Genomic DNA, 13721 nt, shown 5'->3' with positions numbered 1-13721 from the left:
GGGGGCAACTGGAGGAGCGTCCGGGGGTTTATGTGAGCGATTGGGGGTGGCCGGGATTCCATATGAAGTGGCCTTTGGAAGGGTTTGATTCAGCCCAATGAATCGTTTCGTTGGCCGACTGTGCTGGATTTGGGGTCGATTTTGAGGGCGATGGTGGCGGTCGGGATTGGCTGACGCCGGTCGTGCGGTTCTTTATATGAGTGATCGGGGGCGTCTGGACTTGCAGTGGTAAGCGGTCAGTCCTTTCGATCGGCGTTTATATGAGTGGACGGGGGCGCCCCGGAAAACCGATTCGGATCAGCAGCTTGGAGCGGCGTTATTGTGAGTCGCTGGGGGCGCACACTGTCAGGTCTTTCGGCAGCTGAATGATCTGGGCCAACCGGTCGTGTTTATGTGAGGAATCGGGGGGCGCTCCTAAACCCGTGTATTTCTGCGGGTTTCGCGGCGCGTTCATGTGAGGACCAGGGGGCTGGTGACAGAGCGCCCTGCCCTCTTTTCATGAGTCGGCGGGGGTTCGTCTATGTGAGTAAACGGGGGCGGGTTCTCTTTATGACACGTTGATGGTATGCAACTCATATGAAGCTCGATTCGGACATATCGGAAATCGAGGTAACATCAGGGCTGGAGAGTCTGAGCCGGACGCTGCGCGTTGCGGATGTGATTCGCCGCCGTGATCTCGATTTTGTAAGCAAACCCGGCGAATTGGTCGAGTCCGAGTTCGAGACCGGCTCGCTTGGCGCTGCTGCGCGCAAAGCGTTCGCGTTGATGCTGCGCAAGGCTGGTCCGGAAGCCTATGAAGACAAGACGTTCGTTATTACGAAGAAGGAGCTTCGAGGCTCCCACAAGGGTAATGAGCGTATTCAGACCGTGATGGATGAATTGCTTCGGGTCATTGTTCGTATCCGGACGACGACGTCGAAGGGTAAACCTGCGGTGATGTCGCAGGCGTTGCTGGCGAGCTGTGTCGAGGAAATTTCCGAAGATGGGATGAGCGTCGTCGAATTTCAGTTCTCGGATAATTTCAAGCGCGTGTTGCAGCGTTCGGACTATTATGCGCGCGTGAATCTCGGTGTGATGCTTGCGCTGCAGTCTCGCTATGCTCTCTCCCTTTACGATCTGGGGTGTCTGATCATCAATCGGCAGAACCGGGTGTACAAAATGAAGGTCGATGAACTGCGGCGGAAGCTTGGAGTTCCTGACGGCAGCTTCAAGAACTTTGCCGAGTTCCGGCGCGATGTGCTGGCGAAGTCGAAGGCGGAGATCGATCAGCTGGCGGATTTCACGGTTGAATGGGAGGAAATCCGGGGATCGGGCCGCGGTCGGCCGGTCGAGGCCGTGAAACTGATGTTTCACCCCAAGGATCTTGAGGATCAGAAGGAGACCGCGCGCGAGTTGGATCGTCCTAGGGTTGGTCGGCGCGCGCGGCGTGAGGGCACGGTGGAGACGATCGCGATCGCGGATCGGCCGAAGATTATCGAGCGTAAGCCGTTTCCCCGCGATTCCCTGCACTTCTGCCCCGACACGCGTTTGTTGACGATCGTTGCGGATTATGGCGGTGGTTGGGACAAGGATCTCATTGCGAGCGGGTATCGCAAGACGATGGGGTCTCGACTGGATAACCTGGTTGGGGATGCACTTTACAAGTCGTGGGAGGGGTTTTGTAAATCCTTCGTGCAGCAACGTGGGCGTGCATAGGCCCCTGCCCCCAATTACTCACATAAACGCATCCTGGGCGTCAGACCGGCCCCGGCCCGACAGGCCCCTCCCCTTCGGCGAGATCGAGCAAGGCGATGATGCCGTCGGGTAGGCTGAGGTTTCTGGCCTCGCACCAGAGGACTAGTCGGTCACGCTCGGGCTGCGACAGGCGCATAGTGATATGTTTGGTCCGCGCTGGCCCGCGCATTGGTTTGCGCTTGGGAATTGCGGCGGTTTCGGCTTGGACCTGCGGAAAATAATTGGCCGGGGGCGTTGGCCGGAGCGGTTCCCGGGTTGGGGATGGGTCGACCGCGGCACCCGCCGGCGGTGTAGACGCGATCAGGCTCTTGAGGCGAGCGGTTGGATCGTCATTCGTTTCGAGGCGCTGCCGGGTTTTGCCGATGATGTCACCCATGGCCGGAGTTGCGGGTTTGGGTTCAGCCATTGGATGCTTCCTTGTTCTGAATTTCGCCGAGGACGTCGGCGAGGATGCTCTGGGCTATGCGCCGGGCTTTCTCCGCTTTGGCGAGACCAGCTTGCTCCACTTCCGCGAGGGTCATGCGGAAATTTGACATGGCGCGGAACGCATCGAGCGTGTGCATTTGTTCCTTGAATATCGGCAATGCACTGCTGATTTGCGCGTCGATTTCCCACTCGGCGCGCGAGCGTGCGACCTGTCCAGTTTGGGTAATGAGCACTCGGTATGGCACCCCGCCGCCCATCTTCTGCAGCATTTCGCTGGTTTCGACGGTTCTTTCGAGGTCGAGGCGCGAGGAGCGGGTCGGTATCACGACAAAGTCAGAGTCCATCGCGGCATATGCGGTCTTGAAGTTGGACGTCCCTTCAGAATCCACGATCACAAGTTGTGCACTTTCCCTCGCCCTTTTGATAGCTGCTCCGATCTCGGCGTCGCGGATCTGGGAGGCATCCTCCACAGTGATGAGGGAGTCCCCTCCCCTTCCCTCTTCGCGGCGATCACGGTGCCAGTTTAGCAGGCTGTTCTGACGGTCAGCATCGAGCATGAATACGGAGCCGCCTAGTGCCTCGAATTCAGACGCGAGCGCGAGAGCGAGTGTGGTTTTACCCGCGCCTCCTTTGCTCTGCGCGATGGTGATGACCGGCATTCGTTAGCTCCTCTAATATAAGGCCGCGCGTTCACCTGCGCGGCACAAGCCGACCGTGCATAAGGATGCGCAGCACCAACCGTATGCGGATGTGATAGCGCGGGTATAGGCGCTGTGCAAGTATGCCGCGCGCTCGTATTCGAACGCGCGAGTCCAAGCGATGCTACATGCACATCACCATCACACGGTAGCAGTACTGTAGACCGCGCGTGTAGCCGCGCAGCGGTACGCGCACTCGAATGCGACTGCGCTGCACACAGCGCGTTACACATCGCAACACAAGGAGCGGTACGATATGCAGCACATAACGCTGCACAGTTATAAGTAGCTGATAAAACCCATATTTCTCGAAAGTAAGAAGCGCTCGTAGAAATTAACTGGGATCGCTTTTCCTAACGAGGAGATTGTCTATTGCTGCCATTTCGCTGTCGAACGCATCGAATACCGCAGCCAGGTCGCGATTGACGGGAAGGGGAGGGGGCTCTTTTGCAGGCCGTCCACGCTTTGGCCGCACATAGCCAAAATCCGCGGCCAGGTCCGGCGTGAGAAATTGGCGCCAGCTTCGCCGCTGCGTGATTTCTACGAGCAGACCGGTGGTCGCGGCGCGCTCGATCAGCTTGCTCGCTCCGGCGATACTCATGCAAAGCAGCTCTGCAGCCGATTGCGGGGAGAGCAAAGGGTGATACTGGATCAGTGCCAGAAGCGCAGGGAGCGCGCCAGGTCGGTATTCGGCTGCGATCGTCCGCTGGGCGTCGCGATAGTGCCGCTCGAGGCTGTGCAATCGCTCCAGGCCGATCGTCGCCGCCCTTTCGAGGCCGCGCAGCATAACCAGCCAATCGTCGTCATTGGGCCTGGGCTTCAAGCGGAACGCCTTGGCGCCGCCGGCGAGGCAGGGGAGGGGAGATGCAGTGAGGCCCCGATCGCGCAGCGCGAACGGCAGGCCGAGCCAGGGCATGATGCTGTGGTCGATGCGGGCGAGCTGGCGGACCGTATCGAGCGCGCGGACGAGGGGAGGGTGGGCGGCCGAAGCTGCCGGATCGCCGATCGCGGTAGGAAGTCCGTCGCGCCAGGCCAGCGTGTCCGGATCGTCGAGGGACGCGCGCCATTCCTCGAAGCGATCGAATAGGTCGAGATGGCTGGGGAGGGGCGGGCGACCGGGAATCCTGAGGTCGCAGCCCCATGAAAATACGTCGATCTCCTCCACCTCGGCGGATTGCAGTTGCAAGGCCCGCGCATAGCCGCTCCACGTGGCGCGCATCGCCCAGGGTTTCGCGACGGGACTGGCGATAATCCGGGCGTCGAGCCGAGCAATCGTGGCTGTCGCAGCCGCTATCGCCGTGACCATTTTGGGTGTATAGTCGGGGCCGAACCGTGTCGATATGGGCAAGCTTTCCATAGCCAATTATGAACTGAAACGACCTCTCGGTAAAGTATGCCCATATGCCTAGTGTTGATAATGAATGCTTATCACACCTCTACTATATTGGTATAGCCAACCAAATTTCGCGAACCACAGCAAAAATGGAGACTATGCTGAGCAATAACATCCTGGCCGCAGCTTCCGTAGAGCCTGCTGATCTTATCGATGATTTGCGCGCGGTCGAGCATTGGTCGGAGAGGATCGATGTCGAACGCCTCGATGCGGCCTTCCGCGCCTGGTCGTACAATAGCCGCCGCGCCTTTCGGTCTGATCTTGCTATTTGGCTGCGCTGGTGTCGGGCCAATCGCGTCGATCCGGCGAGGGCAGGGGCAAGTGATGTTGCACGCTGGGTCCGGAGCCTGGTTGTTGGAGAGGACCGGGAAGGGCGCCCGCGCGCTGCAGCCACGATCAAACGCTATATTGTGCATGTCGGCCGCGCTTATCGTTTGCTCCGTCTCGTTGATCCGACCGATGACGAGCTGGTTGCTTATGAGCTGAAGGCTGCCCGCAAAAAGGTTGGCTCTAAGCAGCGCCAGGCGCTCGGTTTGCGGTTCAAGGGCGATGTCGTCGATCTGGATGGGCCGGAGGCTGCCTTGTCGCTCAAAACCCTCCTTAAGGCGTGCAGGCGTGGCAGCTACGGCCGTTTGGATGCTTTGGCCCTCCGGAACATTGCCATGCTGCGTGTTGCCTATGATACCGGGCTACGCCGATCGGAGCTGGTGCGGGTCGAAGTGGCGCACATCGAGGGACCAGATTCCGATGGGGCAGGGCGGTTGTTCATTCCGTTCAGCAAGACTGACCAGGAGGGGGAAGGGGATTATGCCTTTCTCTCGCCGGCGACGATGTCGGCGCTCAAAGACTGGCTAAGCGAAGGGCGTCTCAAAACCGGTCCGGTCTTTTGCCAGATCAAAACGCATTTTGATGGCTCAATTGCCATGATCTGCAAAAATGCGCTGCATCCGAATTCGGTTGGCGAGATCTATAAACGGCTCGTTCGCACCGCGCATGAGCGCGGTTTGTTGGGGCAGATGGGAGAAGTTGAGCTTGAGCGGGTGGTCAAGAGCATATCAAGTCATTCGATCCGTGTAGGTGTCGCACAGGACAATTTTGCGGCCGAGGAAAGTTTAGGGGCCATCATGCAAGCCTACCGGTGGAAGGATCCTCGAACAGTGCTCCGCTATGGAGAGAAGCTTGCGGTGCGCGGAGGGGCGAGTGCGAGGATGGCAAAGCGTTTCGCTCAGTGAGCCAGCGGCTTGACATTGTGTCGACGTGTCGACACATGTTGCGAACACTGAGTCGACTCGAAGGAAGAGTTAATGCCGGAAGGTCAGGGTTCACAAATTGTCGGTTTTAGGCTCGACACTGAACTTGCACGCAAAGTGAAGGCAGAGGCAGGCCGTCGAGGTATTCGTTTGAACGTTTTGTTTGAAGAGCTGTGGGCCGGTTACGAGAAGCAGGCCAAGGCTGTGCCAAAGAAATGATTATCCAGACGGAACGCGACCTGATCGCCTTGGCGCTGGCGCTTTTGCCGCCGCGATTAACAATAACGGCAGTGGAGCAGGCTGCTTGCAGGGGCATACGGCCATATCGAAATGTTAGCGTCACGAACGAAGTTCGCGCCAGTATCTTAAGCGGCAATGATCCGCTAGGAGATGCTTTTGCGCGCGTTAGATCAGCAGCCGTTCGCCGGGCAGATGGGGCGACTTACACGCCAGCCCCCATAATTGCTTCTATGACCGCATGGGCGGCCTCAGAAGGTGAGCCAACTCGCGTTGTTGACGCTGGTGCTGGGTCTGGACGCTTTTTACTTGCTGCAGGTCTGCTGTTCCCCAAGGCGCATTTGGTGGCTATCGAATATGATCCAGTTGCCGCCTTACTCCTTCGCGCCAATCTGACTGTTGCCGGGTTGATTGGTCGGTCGACTATTATGGTTGAAGATTATCGACTTGCATCGGTTCCAAAAATTGAGGGCAAGACGCTATTCATCGGCAACCCGCCTTATGTTCGGCACCATCTGATCGACGAAAGTGCCAAACAGTGGTTCGGCGAGGTAGCTGCGAGTTATGGCGTGAAAGCTAGCAAGCTCGCAGGGCTGCATATCCACTTTTATCTTCGCACACTCCAGCTCGCCCAGCCCGGTGATTACGGGGTATTTATTACCTCCTCTGAATGGCTCGATGTGAACTATGGATCAACTCTGCGAAAGTTGCTCGCAAGCGAACTAGGGGGCGTCGCGCTTCACGTTCTTGATCCCGCAGCCATGCCTTTTGCCGACGCAATAACCACAGGCGCGATAACTTGTTTTCGCGTTGGTCGGCGTCCAAAACAATTCAGGGTTCGAGCGGTAGAATCGCTGGACCAGCTTAATGGGCTTTCGTCTGGACGATTGGTGCCTTGGGCGACGGTTGAAGCTGCCAATCGATGGTCCATTATTATCCGTCCGGGGCCAGCGGTCCCTGCGGGCTATATCGAACTGGGCGAACTTTGTCGGGTACATCGAGGCAGCGTCACAGGACACAATGACATATGGATCGCCGGAGACCATACCACTGCACTTCCGTTGGACGTGCTCACCCCCACAGTCACCAAAGCTCGTGACCTTATTCGTGCGGGAGACAACCTCATCGATGATATGGAACTTCGTAAGGTTGTGGACCTTCCGGCGGATCTTGACGAGTTGCCTGCGGCGACGCGTGCCAGTGTCAAAAAATTTCTGGTTTGGGCTAAGAAACACGGTGCCGATAAATCCTATACGGCGCGCAACCGCCGTGCTTGGTGGTCGATAGGACTTAAAGCTCCGGCGCCGATCATATGCACCTATATGGCGCGCCGTTCACCTGCCTTCGTCCGAAATCTCTGTGAGGCACGGCACATCAATATTGCTCATGGCCTCTACCCGCGTGATCCTATGACGGCTTCGCAGCTCGATCTGTTAGCTGGATGGCTCCGCAAAAATGTCAGCGTCGAAAGTGGGCGAACCTATGCAGGTGGTTTGACGAAGTTCGAGCCCAAGGAAATTGAGCGGATTGCTGTGCCTAGACTTGAAAATATGCCAATATGAAATCACCGCCTCAATGGACGGAGGCCGAGCTGACTGTCGAGGCCAGCAAATCGCGTCAGCTTTTTATTGACGAGCGATTGAAGGAACCTTTGGAACGCTGGATCTCTACCTTTGCAAAATATGAGATGCAATTTCAGCGCCTTTTTAATGAATATGGTGTCGCTAATCCGTCATCGTTAACTCCCGAACAGCTAGCGGCAGTTTTCAGGGATCAGCTTGGCGACGCGCTGCGTTATTTGGCTGGGCCGCCAATCTCAGCCGATGACTTAAAAGTCCTTGCGGACGCGTCGCTCGCCCCCGGCGTGATCGCAGCAAACCCAGACCAGGCACAGCGAATACTCGATACGATATTGATCGCAGTCGATCCTTTGCGCTTTCCGTGGATTGCTGAGGATCGCGAGCCAACGGCTGAAGAGCGGACAGTGGCGATTGTAGCGAGCGCAGCCCTAATCACAGCGCAGCGTGTGTCTACTGATCGGCGTAACCTTGGAAAGGAAGCGCAGGAATCGGCAGTGAAGGCGTTTCTTACCGATATGGGGTTCAAGAATGCGGGTACGCGGGTCATTAACACTCTCGCTGATGCCCCCGAAAAGGGCGAATTCTGTGGGGAAGCGTTGGTAGGAAGTAGGAAGGCAGATATTCCGGTTCGTTTGTTCGATGGTCGCCTTATGCCGATAGAGTGCAAGGTCTCCAACAGCGCCACCAACAGTGTTAAACGCATCAACAATGATGCAGCCGTGAAAGCCGGAATTTGGCATCGAGAGTTCGGTACCAACCAGATCGTACCTGTTGCGATGTTGTCCGGCGTATTCAAGGTCCGTAATCTGAAGCAAGCACAGACTGGCGGCCTTACACTGTTTTGGGCGCACGATCTGGCCCGAATGCAAGAATTTGTCGAGAGTACTAAGACCGGCTAACGATCGCAATTCTAATATGTTGGGGCAATCGTATCCGGTCTTGGTTGCCCCTTTCATTGTTGCAACGTGTACCATATTTGTTCCAAACGATGGGAATGTCGATTCGGCCCCTGCCATTGTCAAACTGCGAGACGCTCGCAGAGATGTTGGTGTCCGGCAGGGAGGCTTTTGCTTGGTGTCACGAATGTGGGCTGCAGCGGCAGATTGACATTGAGCAACTGTCCGCGAGGGTAGGGGAACAATATTCCCTCATCAATCGCCGAAGCCCTTGCCCTGAATGCGGCGCTTGGATGCGCTTTCATTATCGACAGGCTGCCTTATACCCGATGTGGGAGCATATCGCATTCTCCGGCGATTTTCTTTGGGAACGCGCAGCTGCTTCTGTCGGCAGAAAAACACTCAATCTCCCAAAGGATGCTCGCGCAGCTTAATCGTTCGACTTTCGTTCTCTCTTAGCGTTGTTTAGCGTACCATCAACGCTCTGCCCTCAACAGCGAAATCGCCAGCATGGTCTGGTCTGGCGATCATTGGGATATCGAGACCAAGGACGGGCACAAGGACAGCGCTCATGTCGCGATCATGGCGACAGGCGTGCTGCATCATCCAAAGATTCCCGATATAAAGGGGCTCGAAAGCTTCGCCGGTCGCGCGATGCATACAGCCCAGTGGGATACTGCCATCGATCTGACCGGTAAGCGCATAGGCGTGATTGGAAACGGGTCGACCGGCGTGCAGATGGTTACCCATCTCGGCAAGCATGGCCATGATATTGTCCATTTCCAGCGGTCTCCGCAATGGATCATGCCATACCCCAATTTCGAATATAGCGAAGAAGACAAGGCGAGGTTCCGCGCCAGCGTCGAGGCCATTGATGCCATTCGCTATGACGAGACCTATTGGGCCAATATCCGCCGTTTTACTTCGGGCATCACCGATTTTGATAGCCCGCAGATCCATGAGATTGAGGAGATTTGCCGCAATTTCCTGGAAAACGCGGTCGTCGATCCGGTGCTGCGTGAGAAGTTGCGCCCCACCTATAAGGCCGCGTGCAAGCGGCTTATCTATTCTTACGATTATTACAGCGTCGCCCAGATGCCCAATGTCGAAACCATCGTTTCCGGTATCAAGGAGATCGTACCCGAAGGAGTGATCGACAATGACGGTATATTGCACCCGCTCGACATATTGGCGCTGGCAACCGGCTTCCATACCGATCGCTTTGTCCGCCCGATCTCGATCAAGGGCCTGAACGGCCGCGATATTGAGGATGCTTGGGCGGAACGCTGTGCCGCCTATATGGCCATCTCCATCCCCGATTTCCCGAACCTTTTCCTCTTCAACGGGCCAAGTTCGCCTGTAGGAAACTTCTCGTTGATCGACGTAGCCGAACGGCAATGGGGATATGTCGCGCAACTTCTGGATCGTGTGTCGAGCAGCAACGCCAGCGGCATTGTTGCCAGCAAGGCAGCCTTTGACGATTATGAAGATCGTCGGATAAAGGCCGCAAAGGCAACGATCTTTGGATCAGGCTGCACAAGCTGGTACCTAGACAAGACCGGCGTTCCGATCACCTGGCCCTGGGATTATGATGCCTTTGCCGACGCCATGGCAAAGCCCGATTTTGATGCTTTCGATATGGTATAAAACAGGGGCCTAGTGCCCCTCAATACCATTCCAGCCATTTGGTTGTGTCGATCCGCGCTTCCGGTTTGCGTCCCGTTTTCGCCAATAGGTGAAAGCTCAGCCGCTCGTCCGCAGGGATCGGGCGGGCGATTTCGTAAACCCGGTCATATTCGCTATGGGCGATTTTCCAGCCGTCCGCAGTCCGCACGTAGCGATCGCGGTAGATCGCGGTTCCGATCGTGTCTTCCTGCCGAATCGGATCGATGAACCGATCCTCGAGATACCATGTGCCCTCGGCACTGTCGGGTCCGGTAAAGCCGATCTCCGGGCAATGGCCGTGATGCTGGGCAACAATATCGCTGTTGAATGCACTGCCGATAAAATCGACCATGTTCTGCCGCCCCTGAAGCTTCGCGCGGTAGCCGCCTCCGCGATAGTCAATCGTCACATCCTCGGTGAACACGCTGGCCAATTCAAGCTCGTTTCCGGTATCGATCGAGCGGAAATAGCGGTGCTTGAGTTGTTTGATATCCTCAAGGTCGGAAAGTTGCTGGAGGGTGAAGGGCATTATGCGGCCTCCCCGAAACTGGCTGGGGGATCACCCATCACGGCGACCATTGTGGCGCCCGCATCATCGACCGAATGGATCAGGCAGGAAAGCCGCCGCGAACGCGTTTCGGCCATCCACCAGCGGCCATCCTGCTTCACATAAACATCGTCATATTCGACACCCATTTGCGTCAACGTCTTGGTCGCCAAGTTGATGTTATGAAAGAACAGCGACCACTGCCCCGTCGCGCGGGTTTCGCTTTCGAAAGTCACGATGCCGTTTGCGCCATGGTGGATATCGAATATCCCCGGCGCGCAGCCCATTTGGGAATAGATGGCGACAAAATCGTCACGATTGTCGAACGGCGGGAAGCCGTCATAGGCAATCACCGCGCCAGTCGGCAGCAGGCAGTCGCGAACGGATTCAGGATCCTTGCTGTCGCAGGCGCGAAGGTAGCGCGCCTTGAGGTCGCGGATAGCGCGATCATCCTCCAATCTCTGCAATCTTTCTTCGATTCCCATCCCGCTTTCTCCTTTGCGTAGAGAATGAAGTCAGTTATTACGCAAATCAAGGTTTAATGGAGGAACAGATGCGCTTTCAGGGTAAGCAGGTTTTGGTAACTGGCGCGGCTTCAGGGATTGGCAGGGCAACCGCAATCCGCTTCGCCAGCGAAGGCGCCTCGGTGACCATCGGCGATGTCAACGAAGCGGGCTTGCAGAAAACCGCAGAGATGATGGACAGCGCTCCGCGTATCCAGCCATTCGATGCGACCGACTTTGAAAGTTGCCGCGCGCTGGTCGCTACCGCGGCTGCCGACGGGCTTGACGTGCTGTGCAATATTTCGGGCATGCTCAAATGGGGGCCGAGCACCGAATTTGCGGTCGAAGATTTCGAACGCATATTGAAGATCAACACCACAAGCGTCTTCGTATTGTGTCAGGCCGCGCTCCCCCACCTGATCAAGAGTAAGGGCAATATCGTCAACACCGCGTCGACCGCTGCCTTGCAGGGCATCGCTTACACCATCGCCTATTCGGCATCGAAGCATGGCGTCGCCGCGATCACCAAGGGGCTGGCAGTCGAGTTTGCGGCAAAAGGTGTCCGCATCAACGCTATCTGCCCAGGACATGTCAACACGCCGATGGGCAATTCGGCCCCGCCAGCGGGCGACGTCAATTGGGATCTGGTGATGCGCAACGCGCCCAAGCTCGAAAACGGCAGTTGCGAGCCGGAGGATATCGCTGCACTCTTTGCCTATCTGGCAAGCGAAGAGGCACGCAAGATCACTGGATCACTGTTCACCATCGACGGCGGGCAGCTGGCGGGATAGGCATTGGGATAAGGATAAGGAGAGAGGAAATGACGACGATACAGTTGGAGAAGATGTCAGAGCATGTCGGCACCGAGATGCTGGGACTCGATCTGAACAATCTAACCGACGGCGACGTCGCGGCAATCAAGGCAGAGCTTGCGGCACGCGGTCTTGTAGTGTTTCGCGACCAGCAGATTGATGAACAGGGGCACATCGATTTCGCGCGCAAGATCGGACCAATCGTCGTGAACAACTATTTTCCGGAGAATGGCAAATTCCCGGAAATTGCCGAAGTCCGCAAGGCAGAGACGCAATTGGCGAATATCGGCGGCGGCTGGCACACTGACCATAGCTATGACCAGATTCCCGCGATGGGATCGATCCTGGTTGCACGCGAGCTCCCACCTGTGGGTGGCGATACGCTATTTTCCAGCATGGCGGCTGCTTATGAATCACTTTCAGACGGGTTGAAGGCGACGCTGGAAACTTTGCGTGCGGTGCACACCGCAGACCATATTTACGGGCCGCAGGGCTTCCTCAGCAATTCTGATCAAGGATCTGATCTTAAAGGCCGGGAACTCAAGACACATGCGGTGCACCCTCTGGTGATCCGCCATCCAGATACGGGGCAGAAACTGCTCTATGTCAATTCCGCTTTCACGACGCATATCGAAGGCTGGAGCCGCGACGAAAGCCTTGCACTCCTCAACTATCTTTACTCGGTTGGAATACAGGATGAATTCCAGTGCCGCCTGAAATGGCAGCAGGGCACGGTTGCCATGTGGGACAACCGATCGACCTGGCATTATGCGCTCAACGATTATCATGGCCACCGGCGGCTGATGCACCGGATTACGATCGACGGCGTGCCTATCCACTGAACCCGAGCAAAGCCTGTGCACCTTCGCTGCCGTCGAGCGGGGCGTTCACGCGCCGCTCGACACGCCAGCCGCCGTCCGTGCGGACCAGTTCCCAGCGATTGGCGGATACGCGCCAGACTTCGAAGCCCGACGGAGTGTTGCGAAAAAACAACGCTGTGCCCCCGCGCCACTGCCCTATCGCCGTCAAGATCTATTGCGACGGGGCCCAGCAGAGGGCAGAGCGTGGAAAGTACGCTAAACAACGCTAACTGAGAACAAAACGGAAAAACTTGTTTAGTTTTCTCGCGCCTGCAATTTGCCCAGCGATGAGATCAATCCAGGAGGGCAGGGGGCTGTCTGGACGAGCGAGGAGCGCCTTCACAAGATGCAATGGGGGTTTACCACGCCAAAATTCAGCAAGCGAGATCCGACCAAACAAATTAAGCCCGATATTTGGAACAACGCTCGCTCCGAGAACCTTCACATTCCGCTGTGGAGGGAGAGCTTTGCGACCCGCAGATGCCTAATTCCGGTTATGCGCTTTGCCGAGGCCGAGGGACCGTCCGGCAATATGACCAGAACCTGGTATTCAGTTCCTCGCGGCGATTATGGTGACGGAGATCATTTCTCTGTTGCCGGCATTTGGCGCGAGGAGGAGGAGGGTAATGTATATTCGATGGTGATGACACGGAGCGCGCCACCTGTATCTCGGATTCATGATCGAATGCCGGTAATCATTGCCCCCCAAGATAGGGAAAACTGGCTGCTCGGTAGTCCCGAACAGGCGAAGGGTTTGTGCCGGCCTTGGGCCGGTCCTCTTGATGAGGATCGAACGCCCGAAAAATGGTATAGAGCTAAGGGAGACGGAGCAAATCTGCCATAGCTGCTCTTCTTGCTTGATCAATTCTGTTTAGCCATTACGTCCAGTCGCGCTACTTTGGAGGGAACCATGTCGGACGTTGAAGGAAATGCAGAATTATTCATTACGCTGACCGCAGACATTGTTGCAGCGCATGTCAGCAATAATAGCGTGGCCGTTTCTGATCTACCTCTGCTCATCGGGAATGTGCACAGCGCGTTGTCGAGCCTTTCCACTGGATCTGTTGGTCGCGTCCGTCAAGGTGGTGTAATTTCGGCTGTGGCCGTGGGCCATCGTCAG

Annotated in this window: 15 protein-coding genes; 9 read left to right on the top strand and 6 right to left on the bottom strand. The window is 56.7% G+C overall.

All coding sequences use genetic code 11. The features are described 5' to 3' along the window. The first annotated feature begins 576 nt into the window (after positions 1 to 576). A complete protein-coding gene (locus PKC81_RS13190) occupies positions 577 to 1695 on the top strand; it encodes a replication initiation protein (RefSeq protein ID WP_022684431.1) in 1119 nt (372 codons plus the stop codon). 40 nt (positions 1696 to 1735) lie between these two features. Here the strand turns inward: PKC81_RS13190 and PKC81_RS13185 are convergent, their stop codons facing one another. The 3 genes from PKC81_RS13185 to PKC81_RS13175 form a co-directional block, all read right to left on the bottom strand. Beyond that, positions 1736 to 2140 carry a hypothetical protein gene (locus PKC81_RS13185; protein WP_324336831.1) on the bottom strand — a complete coding sequence of 135 codons (405 nt, stop codon included), beginning with the start codon at positions 2138 to 2140 and terminating at the stop codon, positions 1736 to 1738. Further along, positions 2133 to 2819, bottom strand: a complete 687-nt coding sequence (locus tag PKC81_RS13180) for a ParA family protein (RefSeq protein ID WP_324336829.1) — start codon at positions 2817 to 2819, stop codon at positions 2133 to 2135. The genes PKC81_RS13185 and PKC81_RS13180 overlap by 8 nt, the downstream gene beginning before the upstream one ends. Before the next feature lie 373 nt (positions 2820 to 3192). Continuing rightward, positions 3193 to 4215: a hypothetical protein gene (locus PKC81_RS13175; RefSeq protein ID WP_324336827.1), complete on the bottom strand. Its 1023-nt coding sequence runs from the start codon at positions 4213 to 4215 to the stop codon at positions 3193 to 3195. Positions 4216 to 4349: 134 nt separating this feature from the next. Here PKC81_RS13175 and PKC81_RS13170 point away from each other — a divergent pair, with 134 nt between their 5' ends. The 5 genes from PKC81_RS13170 to PKC81_RS13150 all read left to right on the top strand — a co-directional run bounded on the left by PKC81_RS13170 (position 4350) and on the right by PKC81_RS13150 (position 9861). Beyond that, positions 4350 to 5483 (top strand): tyrosine-type recombinase/integrase, encoded by a 1134-nt coding sequence (locus tag PKC81_RS13170; protein ID WP_324336824.1) that lies wholly within the window; start codon positions 4350 to 4352, stop codon positions 5481 to 5483. A gap of 72 nt (positions 5484 to 5555) precedes the next feature. Next, positions 5556 to 5720 (top strand): hypothetical protein, encoded by a 165-nt coding sequence (locus PKC81_RS13165; protein WP_298599973.1) that lies wholly within the window; start codon positions 5556 to 5558, stop codon positions 5718 to 5720. Next, positions 5717 to 7300 (top strand): hypothetical protein, encoded by a 1584-nt coding sequence (locus PKC81_RS13160; protein WP_324336823.1) that lies wholly within the window; start codon positions 5717 to 5719, stop codon positions 7298 to 7300. The genes PKC81_RS13165 and PKC81_RS13160 overlap by 4 nt, the downstream gene beginning before the upstream one ends. Beyond that, positions 7297 to 8217 (top strand): XamI family restriction endonuclease, encoded by a 921-nt coding sequence (locus tag PKC81_RS13155; RefSeq protein WP_298599969.1) that lies wholly within the window; start codon positions 7297 to 7299, stop codon positions 8215 to 8217. The genes PKC81_RS13160 and PKC81_RS13155 overlap by 4 nt, the downstream gene beginning before the upstream one ends. Before the next feature lie 498 nt (positions 8218 to 8715). Next, positions 8716 to 9861 carry an NAD(P)/FAD-dependent oxidoreductase gene (locus tag PKC81_RS13150; RefSeq protein WP_298599989.1) on the top strand — a complete coding sequence of 382 codons (1146 nt, stop codon included), beginning with the start codon at positions 8716 to 8718 and terminating at the stop codon, positions 9859 to 9861. Positions 9862 to 9880: 19 nt separating this feature from the next. Here PKC81_RS13150 and PKC81_RS13145 read toward each other — a convergent pair whose 3' ends face one another. Further along, positions 9881 to 10408, bottom strand: a complete 528-nt coding sequence (locus tag PKC81_RS13145) for a nuclear transport factor 2 family protein (protein ID WP_298599967.1) — start codon at positions 10406 to 10408, stop codon at positions 9881 to 9883. After that, a complete protein-coding gene (locus PKC81_RS13140) occupies positions 10408 to 10911 on the bottom strand; it encodes a nuclear transport factor 2 family protein (protein ID WP_298599965.1) in 504 nt (167 codons plus the stop codon). The genes PKC81_RS13145 and PKC81_RS13140 overlap by 1 nt, the downstream gene beginning before the upstream one ends. Before the next feature lie 68 nt (positions 10912 to 10979). On the opposite strand from PKC81_RS13140, the gene PKC81_RS13135 reads away from it, so the two are divergent. Further along, entirely contained in the window at positions 10980 to 11720 is a 741-nt protein-coding gene (locus PKC81_RS13135; protein ID WP_298599963.1) for an SDR family oxidoreductase, read from the top strand. Between the two features lie 29 nt (positions 11721 to 11749). After that, positions 11750 to 12583 (top strand): TauD/TfdA family dioxygenase, encoded by an 834-nt coding sequence (locus PKC81_RS13130; RefSeq protein ID WP_298599961.1) that lies wholly within the window; start codon positions 11750 to 11752, stop codon positions 12581 to 12583. On the opposite strand, the gene PKC81_RS13125 is transcribed toward PKC81_RS13130, so the two are convergent. Next, complete coding sequence (locus tag PKC81_RS13125; protein WP_298599959.1) at positions 12573 to 12734, bottom strand: nuclear transport factor 2 family protein; 162 nt, start codon at positions 12732 to 12734, stop codon at positions 12573 to 12575. The two genes, PKC81_RS13130 and PKC81_RS13125, sit on opposite strands and share 11 nt — an antisense overlap. 777 nt (positions 12735 to 13511) lie before the next feature. Here PKC81_RS13125 and PKC81_RS13120 point away from each other — a divergent pair. Beyond that, positions 13512 to 13721: MucR family transcriptional regulator (locus PKC81_RS13120; protein WP_324336817.1), on the top strand; the 210-nt coding region annotated here is incomplete at its 3' end.

The sequence above is a fragment of the Sphingorhabdus sp. genome, from assembly GCF_035329025.1.
Lineage (GTDB): Bacteria > Pseudomonadota > Alphaproteobacteria > Sphingomonadales > Sphingomonadaceae > Sphingorhabdus_B.
The sequence above is the reverse complement of the archived record's forward strand: the minus strand, read 5'-3'. Positions and strand labels throughout refer to the sequence as shown.